This is a genomic window from Pseudomonas sp. P39-UII1 (genome assembly GCF_039672635.1).
In the GTDB taxonomy this organism is placed as follows: domain Bacteria; phylum Pseudomonadota; class Gammaproteobacteria; order Pseudomonadales; family Pseudomonadaceae; genus Aquipseudomonas.
Window position 1 is genome coordinate 500601 of sequence record NZ_JBDFPP010000001.1, and the last position, 18224, is coordinate 518824.

General features: G+C 62.4%; 21 protein-coding genes. 1 reads left to right on the forward strand and 20 read right to left on the reverse strand.

The annotated features are described in order from the left end of the window. Window positions 1–38: 38 nt before the first annotated feature. The 16 genes from hisS to trmJ form a co-directional block, all read right to left on the reverse strand. Window positions 39–1328: a histidine--tRNA ligase gene (gene hisS / locus ABEH27_RS02365; RefSeq protein WP_346612017.1), complete on the reverse strand. Its 1290-nt coding sequence runs from the start codon at window positions 1326–1328 to the stop codon at window positions 39–41. A gap of 24 nt (window positions 1329–1352) precedes the next feature. Then, complete coding sequence (gene ispG, locus ABEH27_RS02370; RefSeq protein ID WP_346612019.1) at window positions 1353–2462, reverse strand: flavodoxin-dependent (E)-4-hydroxy-3-methylbut-2-enyl-diphosphate synthase; 1110 nt, start codon at window positions 2460–2462, stop codon at window positions 1353–1355. A gap of 3 nt (window positions 2463–2465) precedes the next feature. Then, a complete protein-coding gene (locus tag ABEH27_RS02375) occupies window positions 2466–3473 on the reverse strand; it encodes a RodZ domain-containing protein (protein WP_346612020.1) in 1008 nt (335 codons plus the stop codon). Then, the gene (gene pilW, locus ABEH27_RS02380) at window positions 3470–4231 is read right to left on the reverse strand and encodes a type IV pilus biogenesis/stability protein PilW (RefSeq protein ID WP_346612021.1); all 762 of its coding nucleotides are present in this window, start codon (window positions 4229–4231) and stop codon (window positions 3470–3472) included. Before pilW ends, ABEH27_RS02375 begins: the two co-directional genes overlap by 4 nt. Window positions 4232–4244: 13 nt before the next feature. Next, the gene (gene rlmN, locus ABEH27_RS02385) at window positions 4245–5390 is read right to left on the reverse strand and encodes a 23S rRNA (adenine(2503)-C(2))-methyltransferase RlmN (RefSeq protein ID WP_346612022.1); all 1146 of its coding nucleotides are present in this window, start codon (window positions 5388–5390) and stop codon (window positions 4245–4247) included. A 28-nt stretch (window positions 5391–5418) separates the two neighbouring features. Beyond that, window positions 5419–5844 carry a nucleoside-diphosphate kinase gene (gene ndk, locus ABEH27_RS02390; RefSeq protein ID WP_033701183.1) on the reverse strand — a complete coding sequence of 142 codons (426 nt, stop codon included), beginning with the start codon at window positions 5842–5844 and terminating at the stop codon, window positions 5419–5421. Between the two features lie 89 nt (window positions 5845–5933). Further along, window positions 5934–6134: a Fe-S cluster assembly protein IscX gene (gene iscX / locus ABEH27_RS02395; RefSeq protein WP_016713204.1), complete on the reverse strand. Its 201-nt coding sequence runs from the start codon at window positions 6132–6134 to the stop codon at window positions 5934–5936. 10 nt (window positions 6135–6144) lie between these two features. Further along, a complete protein-coding gene (fdx, locus tag ABEH27_RS02400) occupies window positions 6145–6486 on the reverse strand; it encodes an ISC system 2Fe-2S type ferredoxin (RefSeq protein ID WP_346612023.1) in 342 nt (113 codons plus the stop codon). A gap of 3 nt (window positions 6487–6489) precedes the next feature. Next, entirely contained in the window at window positions 6490–8352 is a 1863-nt protein-coding gene (gene hscA / locus ABEH27_RS02405) for a Fe-S protein assembly chaperone HscA (protein WP_346612024.1), read from the reverse strand. Window positions 8353–8394: 42 nt separating this feature from the next. Beyond that, window positions 8395–8916: a co-chaperone HscB gene (hscB, locus tag ABEH27_RS02410; protein ID WP_016501398.1), complete on the reverse strand. Its 522-nt coding sequence runs from the start codon at window positions 8914–8916 to the stop codon at window positions 8395–8397. An 8-nt stretch (window positions 8917–8924) separates the two neighbouring features. Next, a complete protein-coding gene (gene iscA / locus ABEH27_RS02415; protein ID WP_346612025.1) occupies window positions 8925–9248 on the reverse strand; it encodes an iron-sulfur cluster assembly protein IscA in 324 nt (107 codons plus the stop codon). A 32-nt stretch (window positions 9249–9280) separates the two neighbouring features. Continuing rightward, the gene (iscU, locus tag ABEH27_RS02420; RefSeq protein ID WP_003248539.1) at window positions 9281–9667 is read right to left on the reverse strand and encodes a Fe-S cluster assembly scaffold IscU; all 387 of its coding nucleotides are present in this window, start codon (window positions 9665–9667) and stop codon (window positions 9281–9283) included. Window positions 9668–9713: 46 nt separating this feature from the next. After that, the gene (locus ABEH27_RS02425; RefSeq protein WP_346612026.1) at window positions 9714–10928 is read right to left on the reverse strand and encodes an IscS subfamily cysteine desulfurase; all 1215 of its coding nucleotides are present in this window, start codon (window positions 10926–10928) and stop codon (window positions 9714–9716) included. A 49-nt stretch (window positions 10929–10977) separates the two neighbouring features. Next, a complete protein-coding gene (iscR, locus tag ABEH27_RS02430; protein WP_042111731.1) occupies window positions 10978–11469 on the reverse strand; it encodes a Fe-S cluster assembly transcriptional regulator IscR in 492 nt (163 codons plus the stop codon). 180 nt (window positions 11470–11649) lie between these two features. Continuing rightward, the gene (gene cysE, locus ABEH27_RS02435) at window positions 11650–12435 is read right to left on the reverse strand and encodes a serine O-acetyltransferase (protein WP_346612027.1); all 786 of its coding nucleotides are present in this window, start codon (window positions 12433–12435) and stop codon (window positions 11650–11652) included. 3 nt (window positions 12436–12438) lie between these two features. Then, the gene (trmJ, locus tag ABEH27_RS02440; protein WP_346612028.1) at window positions 12439–13194 is read right to left on the reverse strand and encodes a tRNA (cytosine(32)/uridine(32)-2'-O)-methyltransferase TrmJ; all 756 of its coding nucleotides are present in this window, start codon (window positions 13192–13194) and stop codon (window positions 12439–12441) included. 151 nt (window positions 13195–13345) lie between these two features. On the opposite strand from trmJ, the gene suhB reads away from it, so the two are divergent. Next, complete coding sequence (gene suhB / locus ABEH27_RS02445) at window positions 13346–14164, forward strand: inositol-phosphate phosphatase (protein WP_346612029.1); 819 nt, start codon at window positions 13346–13348, stop codon at window positions 14162–14164. A 171-nt stretch (window positions 14165–14335) separates the two neighbouring features. Here suhB and ABEH27_RS02450 read toward each other — a convergent pair whose 3' ends face one another. The 4 genes from ABEH27_RS02450 to yajC form a co-directional block, all read right to left on the reverse strand. After that, entirely contained in the window at window positions 14336–14878 is a 543-nt protein-coding gene (locus tag ABEH27_RS02450; protein ID WP_346612030.1) for a glycine zipper 2TM domain-containing protein, read from the reverse strand. Between the two features lie 121 nt (window positions 14879–14999). Continuing rightward, a complete protein-coding gene (gene secF / locus ABEH27_RS02455; RefSeq protein ID WP_346612031.1) occupies window positions 15000–15908 on the reverse strand; it encodes a protein translocase subunit SecF in 909 nt (302 codons plus the stop codon). A gap of 10 nt (window positions 15909–15918) precedes the next feature. Beyond that, window positions 15919–17781 carry a protein translocase subunit SecD gene (gene secD, locus ABEH27_RS02460; RefSeq protein ID WP_346612032.1) on the reverse strand — a complete coding sequence of 621 codons (1863 nt, stop codon included), beginning with the start codon at window positions 17779–17781 and terminating at the stop codon, window positions 15919–15921. A gap of 63 nt (window positions 17782–17844) precedes the next feature. Continuing rightward, the gene (gene yajC / locus ABEH27_RS02465; protein WP_056795769.1) at window positions 17845–18180 is read right to left on the reverse strand and encodes a preprotein translocase subunit YajC; all 336 of its coding nucleotides are present in this window, start codon (window positions 18178–18180) and stop codon (window positions 17845–17847) included. Window positions 18181–18224: the final 44 nt, after the last annotated feature.

Sequence of the window (18224 nt, forward strand, 5' to 3'; positions counted from 1 at the left end):
CCAATACTCCTTTTCGCCTATTCGCTTGTTGAACCGCGTTACGCCTGAGCGATCGCGGTTTCCAGGTGCTCAGCCAGAGCATCCCAGGCAATGTTCTGTTGTTCGCCCTGACCACGCAGGGGCTTCAGGCCGATCTCTTGCTTGGCCAGTTCGTCGTCGCCCAGAATCAGCGCGAACAGCGCGCCGCTCTTGTCGGCTTTCTTGAACTGGCTCTTGAAGCTGCCGCCGCCGGCGTTGACCGCCAGGCGCAGGCCAGGCAGGTGATCACGCAGGCGTTCGGACAGGCGCAGGCCGGCCAGTTCGGCCTGCTCGCCGAAGGCGCACAGGTAGACGTCGATCTGGCGGTTGATGGACTCCGGCACCTTGCCGAGGGTTTCCAGCAGCAGAATCAGGCGCTCGATACCCATGGCGAAGCCAACACCCGGGGTCGGCTTGCCGCCCATCTGCTCGACCAGGCCGTCGTAGCGGCCACCGGCGCAGACAGTGCCCTGGGCGCCGAGCTTGTCGGTTACCCACTCGAACACGGTCTTGCTGTAGTAGTCCAGGCCACGCACCAGCTTGGTGTTGATCACGAACGGGATACCGGCGGCGTCGAGGCGGGCCTTGAGGCCCTCGAAGTGCACGCGGGAATCTTCGTCGAGGTAGTCTTCCAGCTTCGGCGCGCCAACCAGCACCGCCTGGGTGCCCTGGTCCTTGCTGTCGAGGATGCGCAGCGGGTTGCTCTTGAGGCGGCGCTGGCTGTCTTCGTCGAGCTGCTCCAGGCGCGCCGAGAGAAACTCGACCAGCGCGTCACGGTAGCGGGCACGGGCTTCGCTGGTGCCCAGGCTGTTCAGCTCGAGCTTGACCGCGTCCTGGATGCCCAGCAGGCCCCACAGGCGCCAGGTCAGCATGATCAGTTCGGCATCGATGTCCGGGCCGTCCAGGTTGAACACTTCCACGCCGATCTGATGGAACTGGCGGTAGCGGCCTTTTTGCGGGCGCTCGTGGCGGAACATCTGGCCGATGTACCACAGCTTCTGCACCTGGCCGTTGCCGGTAATGCCATGTTCCAGCACGGCACGCACGCAGGCGGCGGTGCCCTCAGGGCGCAAGGTCAGCGAATCGCCGTTGCGGTCCTCAAAGGTGTACATCTCTTTTTCGACGATATCGGTGACTTCACCGATGGAGCGCTTGAACAGCTCGGTGAACTCGACGATCGGCGTGCGGATCTGGCTGTACCCATAGGTGTCCAGCAGGCCGGCAACGGTGCTCTCGAAGTAGCGCCACAGCGGCGACTGCTCTGGCAGGATGTCGTTCATGCCACGGATGGCTTGCAGCGATTTGCTCACGAAAAGTCCTTACGAATCTGTGTGTCAGCCGCGGGCGATCAGCGCCGCGTCGGCTTCGACCTTTTCGGCCGCTTTCTGGCGGATGAGCTTTTCCAGCTCATCGACCAGGTTGTCATTGGTCAGCTTCTGCGCCGGCTTGCCGTCGATGTAGATCAGGTTCGGCGTACCGCCGGTAAGCCCCACGTGGGCTTCCTTGGCTTCGCCAGGGCCGTTGACCACGCAACCGATCACCGCCACGTCCAGCGGTACCAGCAGGTCTTCCAGGCGCCCTTCCAGCTCGTTCATGGTCTTGACCACATCGAAGTTCTGCCGCGAGCAGCTCGGGCAGGCGATGAAGTTGATGCCACGCGAACGCAGGTGCAGCGACTTGAGGATGTCGTAGCCGACCTTCACCTCTTCAACCGGGTCGGCAGCCAGCGAGATACGAATGGTATCGCCGATGCCTTCGGCCAGCAGCATACCGAGGCCAACGGCGGATTTCACCGTCCCCGAGCGCAGGCCACCGGCTTCGGTGATGCCCAGGTGCAGCGGCTGGACGATCTGCTTGGCCAGCAAGCGGTAGGCTTCGACGGCCATGAACACGTCGGAGGCCTTGACGCTGACCTTGAAGTCCTGGAAGTCCAGACGGTCGAGGTGCTCGACGTGGCGCAGGGCCGACTCCACCAACGCAGCCGGGGTAGGCTCGCCGTACTTCTTCTGCAGGTCCTTTTCCAGCGAGCCTGCGTTGACACCGATACGGATCGGAATGCCCCGGTCGCGCGCGGCATCGACCACCGCGCGCACACGGTCTTCACGGCCGATGTTGCCCGGGTTGATCCGCAGGCAATCAACGCCCAGTTCGGCCACGCGCAGTGCGATCTTGTAGTCGAAGTGGATGTCGGCGACCAGCGGCACGCTGACCAGTTGCTTGATCTTGCCGAAGGCCTCGGCAGCGTCCATGTCTGGTACCGAGACGCGAACGATGTCGACGCCGGCATCGACCAGGCGCTGGATCTGCCCTACGGTGGCGGCGACATCGTTGGTGTCGGTGTTGGTCATGCTCTGTACAGCGATGGGCGCATCACCACCCACCGGTACATTGCCGACCCAGATTTTGCGGGATTCGCGACGTTTGATCGGAGATTCGCCGTGCATGACTTACTGTCCCAACTTCAGGCGAGCAGTCTCGCCACTGGTGAACGGGGCAACATCGACGGGCTGGCCGTTGTAGCTGACCTGGGCGCCGCGGGCGAAGCCCAGGCGCACCGCGAACGGCGGCTTGCCGGTCAGTTCCAGGCTGTCCCCCTTGCGCTTGATGGCGCTGAACAGCACCTTGCCGTTGCCGTCGGAGACCTGGGTCCAGCAATCGGCGACGAACTGGATCGCGACCTTGGCACTGCCTGCCGGTACGGCGGCAGGCTCGGCGGCGGCGACCGCCGGCACGCTGCCGACAGGTGCGGCCTGGGCTACAGGGGCGGCAGGTGCAACGGGTGCTGCAGCCGGTGCTGCGGTTTGTGCAGGTGCTTGCTGTACAGGCGCAGACGGTGCGGCAGCCGGGGCGGCCTCGCTGCCGGCGCCGGCAACGGGCTCGGCAGGGGCCTGCTCCAGCGGCAGCGGCGCGCTCTCGCCCTGCTGGCCTACGCTCACGGCCTGGTCTTCAGGCTCGTCCAGCGGGTGAATCTGGGTGGTACCGTCGGCGCTTTCGACTTCGACATGTTCCAGGGCGATCTTGGCCAGGTCCTTGCCGGGCAGGCTGCCCTGGTCCTGCCACCAGATGAAGCTGCCGCCGACCACGGCGACCAGCAGCAACAGGCTCACACCGCGCAGGATGTTGTGCGACAGGCGCACCGGCTCTTCGATGCGGCCCAGCGAATGCACTTCACTGCCCTTGGCATGCGTGCCGGTGTACTGGTCGAACGCCTCGACCAGTGGCGCCTGGTCGAGGTCCATGAGTTTGGCGTAGGCGCGGATATAACCACGGGCGAAGGTATGCCCTGGCAGCTTGTCGAAGGCGCCGGATTCCACGTGGTTCAGCGAACTTACGGTGAGGTTCAGCTTGCGGGCGACCTCGGCTTGCGACCACTCCCGTTTTTCGCGGGCCTGGCGCAACAGCTCGCCGGGGTTCTGGCCAGTCGCTGCTGCTACTTCGGGATGCGCGGCTTTCATCGTTGCTCCGACAGGTATTGCTGATATTCCGGCGTACCGGGATAAAGTCGTTGTAATTGCTGGCCCAGGTCGGCCAGTGTGCCCTGCTCGTCGAACACCCGGGCAAGACGGCTGCCCAGCAGGAGGCTGCGGGCACTGTGATCGCTCACCTGGCTGAAACGATCGTAGTAGTCCCGGGCCGGCACATAATGCCTGTTTTCGTAGGACAACTCAGCCATTTCCAGCAACGCCCTGGGTTGCCGCTGATTGAGTTGCAGGGCCTTGGTCAGATACGTGTGTGCCTGGTCACGGTTGTCGAGCTGCAGGGCCGTCAGGCCAAGGTTCTCGTACACCCGCGAACGTTCAGGATACAGGGTATCGGCGCTGGCCAGACGAAACATCTGCTCGGCTTCGGCAAAACGCTGCTGAGCATATAGGAAACTGCCGTAGTTGTTGCGAATTCGCGTGTCGTTGGGGCGTGCCGACAGCGCTTTTTTGAAGTGAGTCTCGGCCAGTGCCGGCTCGCCTTCGGCCTGGAACACCACGGCCAGGGCGGCGTGGGCGTCGGCATCACGGGCGTCCAGCGCCAGTGCCTGGCCCAGCGGGGCCTTGGCCTGCTCGGTCAAACCTTGTTGCAAATAGCCAAGCCCCAGCTGCACATAGGCGCGCCCGGCCTCCACTCGCCCCTGGCGATTGGCCAGAGGGTCGTTCGCGCCGCCCGATACGCATCCGGCCAGCAGCGACAGTGCGAAGATCGACAGCGCGGCGCGCAGGCTCATGACAGGCCCTGGCTCAGTGGCGCACTGCGCTGTCTTGCAGCTCGGCGTCGGCAGACAACTGGCGTACGGCGATGTAGCGCTCGCTGCGGCGGGTGCGATCATTGACCTGACCGACCAGCTGACCACAGGCGGCGTCGATGTCTTCGCCGCGGGTGGTGCGCGTGGTCACGTTGAAGCCGCCGTGGTGCAGCATGTCCTGGAAGCGGCGGATAGCATTGTTGCTAGGGCGCTCGTAACCGGAGTGCGGGAACGGGTTGAACGGGATCAGGTTGATCTTGCACGGCACATCGCGCAGCAGCTCGATCATCTGCGCGGCGTGTTCGGGCTGGTCGTTGACGTCCTTGAGCAGGGTGTACTCGACCGTCAGCACGCGCTTGCCACCCAGGGTGGCCATGTAGCCCATGCACGATTCCAGCAGCACCTTCAGCGGGTACTTCTTGTTGATCGGTACCAACTGGTTGCGCAGTTCGTCGTTTGGCGCGTGCAGCGACAGGGCCAGCGACACATCGATGTGCTTGGCCAGTTCGTCGATCATCGGCACCACGCCCGAGGTGGACAGCGTGACGCGACGCTTGGAAATGCCATAGCCCAGATCATCCATCATGATCTTCATGGCGGCGATGACATTGTCGAAATTCAGCAGAGGCTCGCCCATGCCCATCATGACCACGTTGGTAATCGCGCGGTCGACTTTGGCCGGGACGGTCCCGAAAGATTTGTTCGCAAGCCACACCTGGCCAATCACTTCGGCGGCGGTGAGGTTGCTGTTGAAGCCTTGCTTGCCGGTGGAGCAGAAACTGCAGTCCAGGGCGCAGCCGGCTTGCGACGATACGCACAGGGTGCCGCGATCGTCGGTGGGAATGTAGACGGTCTCGACGCAGCTGCCGGAGGCAACGCGGATCACCCACTTGCGGGTGCCGTCGGCGGAAATGTCTTCACTGACCACTTCCGGTGGGCGAATTTCGGCAACAGCCTCGAGCTTTTCGCGCAAGGCCTTGCCGACGTTCGTCATGGCGGCGAAATCATCGACGCCAAAATGGTGAATCCATTTCATCACCTGGCCGGCACGGAAGCGTTTCTCCCCGATCGAGTCGAAGAATTGTTCCATTTCCGGCTGGGTCAGGCCCAACAGGTTGATTTTGCCAGTAGATGTCGTCATGGATTCACCCTCACCCGTAAGCTTTCGCTTAGCGAGTGGTTACCTCGGTAGCAGCGAAGAAGTAAGCGATTTCGCGAGCAGCAGCAGCTTCGGAGTCCGAACCGTGAACGGCGTTGGCGTCGATCGACTCGGCGAAGTCAGCACGGATGGTGCCGGCAGCAGCTTCTTTAGGGTTGGTAGCGCCCATCAGCTCGCGGTTCAGAGCGATGGCGTTTTCGCCTTCCAGAACCTGAACGACAACCGGACCGGAAGTCATGAAGGCAACCAGGTCGCCGAAGAAGCCGCGCTCGCTGTGCTCAGCGTAGAAGCCTTCGGCTTCGGCTTTGGACAGTTGCTTGATTTTCGAAGCAACGATTTTCAGGCCGGCGTCTTCGAAGCGAGTGGTGATCTTGCCGATGACGTTTTTGGCTACGGCGTCAGGCTTGATGATCGAGAAAGTACGTTGAACAGCCATGGAAAACTCCAGAATATGAGTGTTGCGAAAAATTAAACCCGCGAATTATACGCGGGTTCCAGGGGATTGCCTAACCTGCAGCGTCGCGCTTAGTCGGCTTCATCAATCCAGGCCGCCTGGATGGCCTCGAGCACTTTCTCACCGCCGCGTGACGGATCGTCGCTGAACTCTGGCAATGCCAGCACCCAGCGGTGCAGATCGACGAAATTCACATAACGAGGATCGACTTCCGGCTTGCTTTCCGCAAGCTGGATGGCGATCTCAAGTACATCAATCCATTTCAGGCTCATGGGGCTGACCTCAGTGCGGCGCTTCGGCAGCGTGGTTGAGCGAATACTTGGGAATCTCGATGGTCAGGTCTTGATCACCCACGACCACCTGGCAGCCGAGGCGCGACTGGGCCTCCAGGCCCCAGGCCTTGTCCAGCATGTCTTCTTCCAGCTCGTCCGCCTCTTCCAGCGAATCGAAACCTTTGCGAACAATACAGTGGCAAGTGGTGCAGGCCTTGACGCCACCGCAGGCGCTTTCCATCTCGATGTGATGGTCGTGCGCCAGCTCCAGGATGTTGGTCCCGGCCTCGACCTCCACGGTCAGCCCCTCAGGGCAGAACTTCTCATGCGGCAGGAATGTCACCAGCGGCATCGATTACTCCTCGATCTCATTCAGGTTGCGCCCGGCCAGTGCGGCTTTGACCGTCGAATCAAGGCGACGGGCGGCAAATGCATCGGTCACCTGCGACAGACGCTTGGTCTGTTGCTCGATGGCAGGGCCATCGGTGCCGGTCAGCAAATCACGTAGTTCTTGCATCTGGAATTCGATGGCTTCGCGCTCTTCGCTGCTGAGCAGGCGCTCGCCGTCGGCGTCCAGGGCGCCCTGTACGGCTTCGAGCAGGCGCTCGCCGTCGACCTGATGCTCACGCAACTGGCGGGCCTGCTTGTCGGTGCCGGCGTGCTCGAAGGAGTCCTTGAGCATGCGCGCGATCTCGCCATCGGTCAGGCCGTAGGACGGCTTGACCTGGATGCTGGCCTCAACGCCCGAACCCAGTTCGCGGGCCGCGACACTCAGCAGGCCGTCGGCATCGACCTGGAAGGTCACGCGGATTTTCGCCGCCCCTGCAACCATCGCCGGAATGCCGCGCAGCTCGAAGCGCGCCAGCGAGCGGCAGTCGCTGATCAGTTCACGCTCGCCCTGCAGCACATGGATCATCATGGCCGACTGGCCATCTTTGTAGGTGGTGAATTCCTGGGCACGCGCCACCGGAATGGTGGTATTGCGCGGGATCACCTTCTCCATCAGCCCACCCATGGTCTCAAGCCCCAGGGACAGCGGGATGACGTCGAGCAGCAGCAGTTCGCCACCTTCGCGGCGGTTGCCAGCCAGAGTATCGGCCTGGATGGCGGCACCGATGGCGACCACCTGATCAGGGTCGATCGAGGTCAGCGGGGTGCGGCCGAACAGCGCGCCGACCGCCTCACGCACACGCGGTACACGGGTCGAACCACCCACCATGACCACCGCACCTACCTCCTCCAGCTCGACACCGCTGTCGCGCACGGCGCGGCGGCAGGCCTTGAGGCTGCGGGCGATCAGCGGCTCGATCATGGCATCGAAGGCGGCTCGGCTGAGCTCGCCCTGCCAGGCACCATGGCTGACGCTGACCGCATCGGCGTCGGTCAGGGCTTCTTTGGCGGCGCAGGCGGCCTGCAACAACTGGCGCTGGGTACCCGGGTCGAGGTCGGAAGACAGCCCAGCCTGTTCGATGATCCAACCGGCAATGGCGTGGTCGAAGTCATCGCCACCCAGGGCGGTATCGCCACCGGTGGCCAGCACCTCGAACACACCGGCAGTCAGGCGCAGAATCGATATATCGAAAGTACCGCCACCCAGGTCGTAGATTGCCACCAGGCCTTCGGCATTCTGGTCCAGCCCGTAGGCAACGGCAGCGGCAGTCGGCTCGTTGAGCAGGCGCAGCACGTTCAGGCCGGCCAGCTTGGCCGCATCTTTGGTCGCCTGGCGCTGGGCATCATCGAAATAGGCTGGCACGGTGATCACCGCCCCCACCAGATCACCACCCAGGGTTTCTTCGGCGCGCTCGCGCAGCACCTTGAGAATGTCGGCAGACACTTCCACCGGGCTCTTCGGCCCCTGGACAGTATCGATGAACGGCATGTGCGATTCGCCGCCAATGAAGCGGTACGGCAGCTGCTCGCCGAGTTGCTTGACGTCAGCCAGGCCGCGCCCCATCAGGCGCTTGACGGACAGGATGGTGTTCAGCGGGTCACTGGCGGCCGCCTCGCGCGCGGCCAGGCCGACGTCGTTGTGGCCAGCCAGGTAGCGCACCGCCGAGGGCAGAATGACGTTGCCCTGCACATCCGGCAGGGGCTCGCTGCGACCGCTGCGCACGGCAGCGACCAGAGAATTGGTGGTACCCAGGTCGATACCCACCGCCAGGCGGCGCTGGTGCGGCTGAGGGCTTTGACCGGGTTCGGCGATCTGCAGTAGGGCCATGCTTATCTGAATACCTTAGGCGTCATCACGGGAAACGCCGGGTTAATCGTCGAGGCGCTCTTCCAGTTGGCGCACTTCTTGGGCGAGCTTGTCGAGGAACTGCATGCGGCGCATCAGGCGTTCGGCCTTGTCGCGCTCGGCAGGCACATCCCAGCAGGCGGCGAAATCCTCGTTCAGCGTGTCCTGAGCACCTTTGAGGCGCTTCTTGAACACGGCAACACCATCGAGGTCGGCTTCGTCCTGCAGCTCTTCGAGCTCTTCGCGCCACTGCATCTGCTGCAGAAGGAAATCAGGGTCGTGGACCGTGACTTCCTGAGGCACTTCGTGGCCACCGATGGCCAGCAGATAGCGGGCACGGCGCGGCGCGCTGCGCAGCGTCTGGTAGGCATCGTTGAGGGCCGCGGACTTCTCCAGCGCTACCCGCTGCTCACGCTCGGAAGCGTCAGCAAAGCGGTCAGGATGGACCTCGCGGGCCAGCTCGCGGTAGCGAGTGGCCAGTTTGTCGAGGTCCAACCGGAAGCACGGCTGGAGATCAAACAGGGCGTAATGACAAGGAGTACCCACGGCCAGCCTCAAACGTTGAAGCTTTCGCCGCAGCCACACTCACCGCGCACGTTGGGGTTGTTGAACTTGAAGCCTTCGTTCAACCCTTCCTTGACGAAGTCGAGCTCGGTGCCATCGAGATACACCAGGCTCTTGGGGTCGATGATGACCTTCACGCCGTGGCTCTCGAACACCTGGTCTTCGCCCGCCACTTCGTCGACGAACTCCAGCACGTAGGCCAGGCCCGAGCAGCCGGTGGTGCGTACGGCCAGGCGAATGCCTTCACCCTTGCCGCGCCCTTCCAGGGAACGCCGCACGTGGTTGGCGGCGGCTTCTGTCATGCTGATAGCCATCGGAACTCCTTACGTCTTACCTTGCAGGCGACTTAGATCAAGCCTTTTTTCTGCTTGTAATCGCGAACAGCTGCCTTGATGGCATCTTCTGCGAGTACCGAGCAGTGGATCTTCACTGGCGGCAACGCCAGTTCTTCCGCCAGCTGGGTGTTCTTGATGGTTTCGGCTTCGTCCAGGGTCTTGCCCTTCATCCACTCGGTGGCGAGGGAGCTGGAAGCGATGGCCGAACCGCAGCCGTAAGTCTTGAACTTGGCGTCTTCGATGACGCCTTGCTCGTTGACCTTGATCTGCAGACGCATCACGTCACCGCACGCTGGGGCGCCGACCATGCCGGTACCGACATCCGGGTCCTCGGCATTCATCTTGCCGACGTTGCGTGGGTTTTCGTAGTGGTCGATGACCTTTTCACTGTATGCCATGGTGCAATTCCTTCCTCATCAGGGAGCCGCTCTTGCCGGCGACTGCTTAGTGGGCGGCCCACTCGATCTTGGAGATGTCAACGCCGTCTTTGTACATGTCCCACAGCGGCGACAGCTCACGCAGTTTGTTAACGGCCTCGCAGACTTTCTGCGCGGCGTAGTCGACTTCTTCTTCGCTGGTAAAGCGGCCGAAGGAGAAGCGGATCGAGCTGTGCGCCAGCTCGTCGTTACGGCCCAGAGCGCGCAGTACATACGACGGCTCGAGCGAAGCGGAGGTGCAGGCCGAACCGGACGATACGGCGATGTCTTTCAGCGACATCAGCAGCGACTCGCCTTCGACGTAGTTGAAGCTCAGGTTCAGGTTGTGTGGCACGCGAGCGGTGCTGCTGCCGTTGACGTACAGCTCTTCGAGGTCCGAGACCTGCTTGAAGAAGCGGTCGCTCAAGGCCTTGATGCGCACGTTTTCGGCGGCCATTTCCTGCTTGGCAATGGCGAAGGCTTCGCCCATGCCAACGATCTGGTGGGTCGGCAGGGTGCCCGAACGCATGCCGCGCTCATGACCACCGCCGTGGATGATGGCTTCCAGACGCACACGCGGCTTGCGGCTGACGTACAGCGCGCCAATACCTTTCGGGCCGTAGACTTTGTGCGCCGAGAACGACATCAGGTCGACCTTGAGCTTTTGCAGGTCGATTTCGACCTTGCCGGCCGACTGGGCGGCGTCGACATGGAACAGCACGCCGCGCGAACGGGTCAGTTCACCGATGGCGGCGATGTCGTTGATCGAGCCGACTTCGTTGTTGACGTGCATCAGCGAGACCAGAATGGTGTCATCGCGCAATGCTGCCTCGACCTGAGCCGGGGTGACGATGCCGTCTGCGCCTGGCTCGAGGTAGGTCACTTCGAAACCTTCGCGCTCGAGCTGGCGAGCGGTATCCAGGACCGCCTTGTGCTCGATCTTGGAGGTGATGATGTGCTTGCCCTTGGTCTGATAGAAGTGCGCCACGCCTTTCAGTGCGAGGTTGTCGGACTCGGTGGCACCGCTGGTCCAGACGATCTCGCGCGGATCGGCGTTGATCAGCTCGGCGACCTGGCGGCGACCGTTCTCGACCGCTTCTTCGGCTTTCCAGCCGAACACGTGGGAGCGCGAGGCCGGGTTACCGAAGTTACCGTCGACCAGCAGGCAGTCGGCCATTTTCTGGGCGACACGGGGATCGACCGGCGTGGTCGCGGAGTAATCGAGGTAGATCGGCAACTTCATTGAGTATCTCCTATCAGGCGGTGGCGTCGCTCGTCGTCACTGTTAACGGTCAGTCGACGGCGGACGTCTCAATCTTGTCCAGCTGGGCAGAACGGCCTGCGACACGACGCAGGTCCTGGCGCTGGGCGACTTCCTGCACTTCACGGCGCATGACGAGGTCGGCCAGGCTGATGCCGCTGAGAAATTCGTGGATCTGCTGGCTGAGGTCGCACCACAGGTGGTGGGTCAGGCAGGTATCACCGGCATGGCAGTCCCCAAGCCCCTGGCAACGGGTGGCATCAACCGATTCGTTGACCGCGTCGATGACCTGGGCTACCTGGATGGTTTCCATGCCGCGCGACAGCTGATAGCCACCACCCGGACCGCGCACGCTGGAAACCAGACTGCTGCGGCGCAGCTTGGCGAACAGCTGCTCCAGATAAGAGAGGGAAATGCCCTGGCGCTCGGAAATGTCGGCCAAAGACACCGGCCCATGCTGCGCGTGCAACGCCAGGTCAAGCATGGCTGTCACGGCGTATCGGCCTTTGGTAGTCAGTCGCATGGCTATTGGGTACCACGGGAGTTACAGGATGTGAGCGAGTATGCGATTCCCGAGCATTTAAGTCAACTATTAGACCTACTGCTTTAGTCGGGTTTGGCAGCTGGAAGGCGGGCGCGATTGTAGCAGCTAAGGGGCGTGAGCACACGCCCCTTATGTCAGGATGCCTTTACGGCGGCGCAATCAATGCGACTGAACGTCGCGCTGTGGCGCCTGCGCGGCCTCGCTGAAATCATCGTCCGGCAGGGCCGGCAGTTCCTTGGCGCAGTAGTCGCTGCCCATCTTGGTCAGCGCACCGCACATGCCTTCCAGGCGCTCGTCCACTGCCTGCAGATGGTCGAGCATCTGGCCGATGGCCCGCGCCACCGGGTCAGGCATGTCGCCACTGACGCCATAGGCATCGAAACCGATCTTCTCGGCCATGGCTTTGCGCCTGGCCTCAAGCTCGCTGTCTTCGCTCTTGACGATGATCCGCCCCGGGATACCCACTGCAGTCGCACCCGCTGGCACTGCCTTGGTGACCACCGCGTTGGAGCCGATCTTGGCCCCGGCGCCGACGGTGAACGGGCCGAGCACCTTGGCGCCCGCCCCTACCACCACGCCGTTTTCCAAGGTCGGGTGACGCTTGCCCTTGTTCCAGCTGGTGCCACCCAGGGTCACACCCTGGTACAGGGTAACGTCGTCACCGATTTCGGCGGTTTCGCCGATCACGATGCCCATGCCGTGGTCAATGAAAAAGCGGCGGCCGATAGTTGCGCCGGGGTGGATCTCGATCCCGGTCATCCAGCGGCCGAAGTTCGACACCAGCCGGGCCAGCCACTTGAAGTCGCGCCTCCACAGCGCATTACCAAGGCGGTGCAGCCAGATGGCGTGCATGCCCGGGTAGCAGGTCAATACCTCGAAGGCGTTGCGCGCCGCTGGGTCGCGATGAAAAACACTCTGGATATCTTCACGCAGACGTTCGAACATCTGTCAGCCCTTCCTTTTATGCGGCTCGCCCCGTGCGACCTTCTGGGTCTCGGTGAGGATGCCGCGCAAAATGCTCATTTCCGGACGCTCTACCGAGCTTCGCCCATACAGCCGGCGCAGGCGCGCCATGAGGTGCTTGGGTTTCTCGGGGTCAAGGAAGCCGATGTCCACCAGGGTTTTCTCCAGGTGTTCGTAGAACAGCTCCATTTCGTCCATGGTCGCCAGCTCGCTGGCGTCGACCTTCTCGTCTTGCGGCGCCGAACCTTCAGCAGCCAGCCAGGCCATGCGCACCTCGTAAGAGAGCACCTGGACGGCGGCAGCCAGGTTCAGCGAACTGAAGCCGGGGTTCGAGTGAATGTGCACGTGGAAGTGACATCGCTGCAGCTCTTCGTTGGTCAGGCCGGCGTGCTCGCGCCCGAACACCAGGGCGATTTCTTCACCGCCGACGGCATGCGCCACGGCCTTGGCCCCACATTCACGGGGGTCGATCAAGGGCCAGGGGATGCTGCGCTCACGGGCGCTGGTGCCCATCACCAGGCTGCATCCGACCAGCGCCTGCTCGAGGCTGTCGACCACCTGGGCACTGGCCAGCACATCATCGGCGCCCGAGGCGCGCGCACTGGCCTCGGCGGCCGGGAATTCCTTGGGCTGCACCAGCACCAGGCGCGACAAGCCCATGTTTTTCATGGCACGCGCAGCGCCGCCGATGTTGCCGGGGTGGCTGGTATTGACCAGAACAACACGAATATTTTGCAGCAAGGTGTTGTGCTCACAGATGCGGGTTTTAGAGGTTTCGATCTTACAGAACCGACCAGCGTAACGCTATGAAAGCAAATGTGACACTTCTTCCGCCAAAATTTTCTGCTAGAATGATCGGCTTTCTTCTTTAACATCTCCAGGTGACCCGCCCATGCAGCCTATGCTGAATATCGCCCTGCGCGCCGCTCGCAGCGCCAGTGAACTGATTTTCCGCTCCATCGAACGCCTGGATAGCATCAAGGTGGACGAGAAAGAGGCTAAGGACTACGTTTCCGAGGTTGATCGCGCCGCCGAGCAGAAGATCGTCGACGCACTGCGCAAGGCCTACCCGAACCACTCCATTCAGGGTGAAGAGACGGGCATGCACGCGGGCACCGGCGAAGAGGGCAAGGACTACCTGTGGATCATCGACCCGCTGGACGGTACCACCAACTTCCTGCGCGGCATCCCGCACTTCGCCGTCAGCATTGCCTGCAAATACCGTGGCCGCCTTGAACACGCCGTCGTTCTCGACCCAGTACGCCAGGAAGAATTCACCGCCAGCCGTGGCCGTGGCGCCCAGCTCAATGGCCGTCGCCTGCGCGTCAGCTCGCGCACCAGCCTCGACGGCGCCCTGCTGGGCACCGGCTTCCCGTTCCGTGACAGCCAGATGGCCGACCTGGACAACTACCTGGGCATGTTCCGCGCCCTGACTGGCCAGACTGCCGGCATCCGCCGCGCCGGCTCCGCCAGCCTGGACCTGGCCTACGTGGCCGCCGGCCGTTTCGACGCCTTCTGGGAGTCGGGCCTGTCCGAGTGGGACATGGCAGCCGGTGTGCTGCTGATCCAGGAAGCAGGTGGCCTGGTGAGCGACTTCAACGGTGGCCACGACTTCCTCGACAAGGGCCACATCGTCGCCGGCAACATCAAGTGCTTCAAGGCCGTGCTGACTGCCATCCAGCCGCACCTGCCAGAAAGCATGAAGCGCTAAGCGCCTAGTGCATAAAAAAAGCATCCGTCGAGGATGCTTTTTTTTGCCTGCCATTTGTAGCGCCTGGAGCGGCCTCTTCGCGGGGCAAGCCCGCTCCCACAGGTTTTGCATTGCTGCAGACCTTGTGGGAGCGGGCCTGCCCCGCGAAGAGGCCAGTTCAAACTACACACATCACTGGCCAGCTTCGCTGAGGATCAACTTGCCATTCTTGTCCAGCGGAATGGTCGAGCCGGGCTCGCGATCCATCTTCACCTTGCCCACCTGATCACCAATGGAATAGGTCACGTTGTACCCAACGACCTTCTCACTGATGTCATTGACCGTGTTGCAACGGGTTTGCGTGGTGGTGTAGGTATCACGCTGCTGCATGCCTTCCTGCACCTTGTTGCCGGCATAACCACCGCCGACTGCACCGGCCACGGTAGCAATCTTCTTGCCAGTGCCGCCACCAATCTGGTTACCCAGCAAGCCACCCGCCAGGGCACCGACCACGGTACCGGCGATCTGGTGCTGGTCCTTGACCGGCGCCTGACGCGTTACAGCCACGTCCTTGCACACTTCACGCGGGGTTTTCACCTGCTGCTTGATCGGCTGCACGTCAGTCACCTCGGCGACCTCAGGGCCTTTGTTCACCAAGCTGTAGGTCGCCACAGCACCTCCGGCAGTAACACCGACAGCACCCAGCACCGCACCCACCAGCATTGATTTATTCACGTGAACCTCCTGATCGTACCGGCGGGTATCAACCCGCGCTTCTCCCAGCCTTGGAGCAAAAAAAAAGCCGCGAGTTCAACACTCGCGGCTTTCGTGCGCCAAACGGCGCAGGGCATAACCCTTACGGACGGTCGTCCACACCCTCAGCCTTGACCGGTGGGATCAGGTCTTCGCTGTTCAGGTTCAGCCAGATCAGCACCACGTTGGCGATGTATATCGACGAGTAGGTACCGGCCATGACGCCGATGAACAGCGCCAGCGAGAAGCCGAACAGGTTGTCACCACCGAAGAACAGCAGCGCGGCGATGGCCAGCAGGGTAGATACCGAGGTGGCGATGGTGCGCAGCAGGGTCTGGGTGGTCGAGACGTTGATGTTCTCGATCAGCGATGCCTTGCGCATTACACGGAAGTTCTCACGCACCCGGTCGAACACGACGATGGTGTCGTTCAGCGAGTAACCGATGATCGCCAATACCGCCGCCAGCACGGTCAGGTCGAAGGTGATCTGGAAGAACGACAGGATCCCCATGGTCACGACCACGTCGTGCACTAGCGAAATGATCGCACCCACGGCGAATTTCCACTGGAAGCGGAAGGCCAGGTAGAGCAATACGCCACCCAGCGCCAGGAGCATGCCCAGGCCACCCTGGTCGCGCAGCTCCTCACCCACCTGCGGGCCGACGAACTCGACTCGCTTGAGTGTGGCCGGGTTGTCACCGCCTGCCTGCTGCAGGGCCGCCGCAACCTTGCTACCCAGTTGCGGGTCATCGCCCGGCATGCGCACCAGCAGGTCGGTGGTCGCACCGAAGCTCTGCACGATGGCCTCGTGGAAGCCCGACTCGACCAGCTCGGCGCGCACCGCCTTGAGATCCGCCGGGCGCTCGTAGGTCAGCTCGATGAGCGTACCGCCGGTGAAGTCCAGGCCGAAGTTCAGGCCCTTTTGCCACCAGCTGAACAACGCCAGTACGGTCAACAGGACGGTGATGGCGAACGCAACGTTGCGCACGCCCATGAAGTTGATGGTTTTCATGGTTATTCCCTCAAACCCACAGCTTCTTGATGTCACGCCCGCCGCAGGTCAGGTTGACCATTGCGCGGGTCACCATGACGGCGGTGAACATCGAGGTGAAAATCCCGAGGGACATGGTAACCGCGAAGCCCTTGACCGGGCCGGTACCCATGGCGAACAGGATACCGCCGACCAGCAGGCTGGTCAGGTTGGCGTCGATGATCGCGGTGTAGGCACGGCTGAAACCTTCGTGGATGGCGCGCTGCACCGACATGCCGTTTTTCAGCTCTTCGCGAATCCGCGAGAAGATCAGCACGTTGGCGTCGACCGCCATACCCATGGTCAGCACGATACCGGCGATACCCGGCAGGGTCAGGGTCGCGCCCAGCAGCGACATCAGGGCCAGCAGCAGGATCATGTTGCCAGTCAGCGCGATGGTGGCGATCACGCCAAACCCGCGGTAGATGGCAATGATGAACAGCGAGACGAACAGCATGCCCCACAGCGATGCATCGATACCCTTGGTGATGTTGTCGGCACCCAGGCTCGGGCCAATGGTACGTTCCTCAGCGAAGTACATCGGCGCAGCCAGACCACCGGCACGCAGCAGCAGGGCCAGCTCGGACGATTCGCCCTGGCCGTTGAGGCCGGTGATGCGGAACTGGCTGCCCAGCGGCGACTGGATGGTCGCCAGGCTGATGATCTTCTTCTCTTCCTGGAAGCTCTGTACGGCAACTTCCTTCTCGACGCCGTCGACGGTCTGCTTGACGTAGCGGGTGACCGGCTTCTGCTCGATGAAGATCACCGCCATGCTGCGCCCGACATTGCTGCGCGTTGCGCGGCTCATCAGCTCGCCACCGTGGCCGTCGAGGCGAATGTTCACCTGCGGGCGACCGTGCTCGTCGAAGCTGGCCTGGGCGTCGGTAACCTGGTCACCGGTGATGATCAGGCCGCGCTCGACCGGTGCGGAACGGCCGCCCTCACGGAACTCGAAGACCTCGGTGGTGGCTTTGGACGCACCTGGCTCGGCGCCGAAGCGGAACTCGAGGTTGGCGGTCTTGCCGAGAATACGCTTGGCTTCGGCAGTGTCCTGCACGCCTGGCAGTTCGACCACGATGCGGTTGGCGCCCTGGCGCTGCACCAGCGGCTCGGCCACGCCCAGCTCGTTGACGCGGTTGCGCACGGTGGTGAGGTTCTGCTTGATCGAGTATTCGCGGATCTCGGCGACTTTCGCCTGAGTCAGCGCCAGACGCAGCACGGCGAGGTCGTTGCGCTCGGTGGTGGTCAGGTCGAAATCACTGAAATTCTTGCGGATCAGGGCACGTGCCTGTTCGCGGGTAGCATCGTCGGCGAAGCCCAGCATGATGCCGCCATCCTGCTGAGGCAGGCTGCGGTAGCGGACGCGCTCTTTGCGCAGCAAGGTCTTGACCTCGCCTTCATAGACTTTCATGCGGGCGCTCATGGCCTTGTCCATGTCCACTTCCAGCAGGAAGTGCACACCACCGGACAGGTCCAGGCCCAGCTTCATCGGGCTTGCGCCCACATTACGCAACCATTGCGGAGTAGTCTGGGCCAGGTTCAGGGCCACGACGTAATCATCGCCCAGTGCCTTGCGCACTACATCCTTGGCTGGCAGTTGGTCTTCCTGGTTGGTCAGACGCACCAGCCCGCTGCCCTTCTCACCCAGGCTCGCGCCTTTGACGGTGATACCGGCTTCGGTCAGCGCCTTGCTGACGCGATCGAGGTCGGCCTGGTTCACCTGCAGCGCCGAGCTGGCACCGCTGATCTGCACCGCCGGGTCATCCGGGTAAAGGTTGGGAGCGGAATAAATAAAACCGATCGCCAGTACCAGCACGATCAGTGCGTATTTCCACAGAGGGTATTTGTTCAGCATCACGCCGCCCGTTCAAGACGCGGGGCGCGTTGCGCGCCCCGACTGGAAAAATAAACCGGTAACTCAGATAGCCTTGAGCGTACCTTTTGGCAGGGTCGCGGCAATCGCGCCCTTCTGGAACTTCAGCTCGACGGTGTCGGATACTTCCAGGACCACGAAATCGTCGGAAACCTTGACGATCTTGCCGGCGATGCCGCCGTTGGTGACAACTTCGTCACCTTTCTGCAAGTTGCCCAGCAGGTTTTTCTGCTCTTTGGCGCGTTTAGCCTGCGGGCGCCAGATCATCAAGTAGAAGATGACCAGGAAACCGACCAGGAAAATCCACTCGAAGCCGGTGCCGGCAGGGCCAGCGGCGGGTGCTGCAGCGTCCGCGTAGGCGGCGGGGATCAAGAAGCTCATTGGGCACTCCAGTTGCTTAAGTTTTAATTAGTTTGGTGCGAACA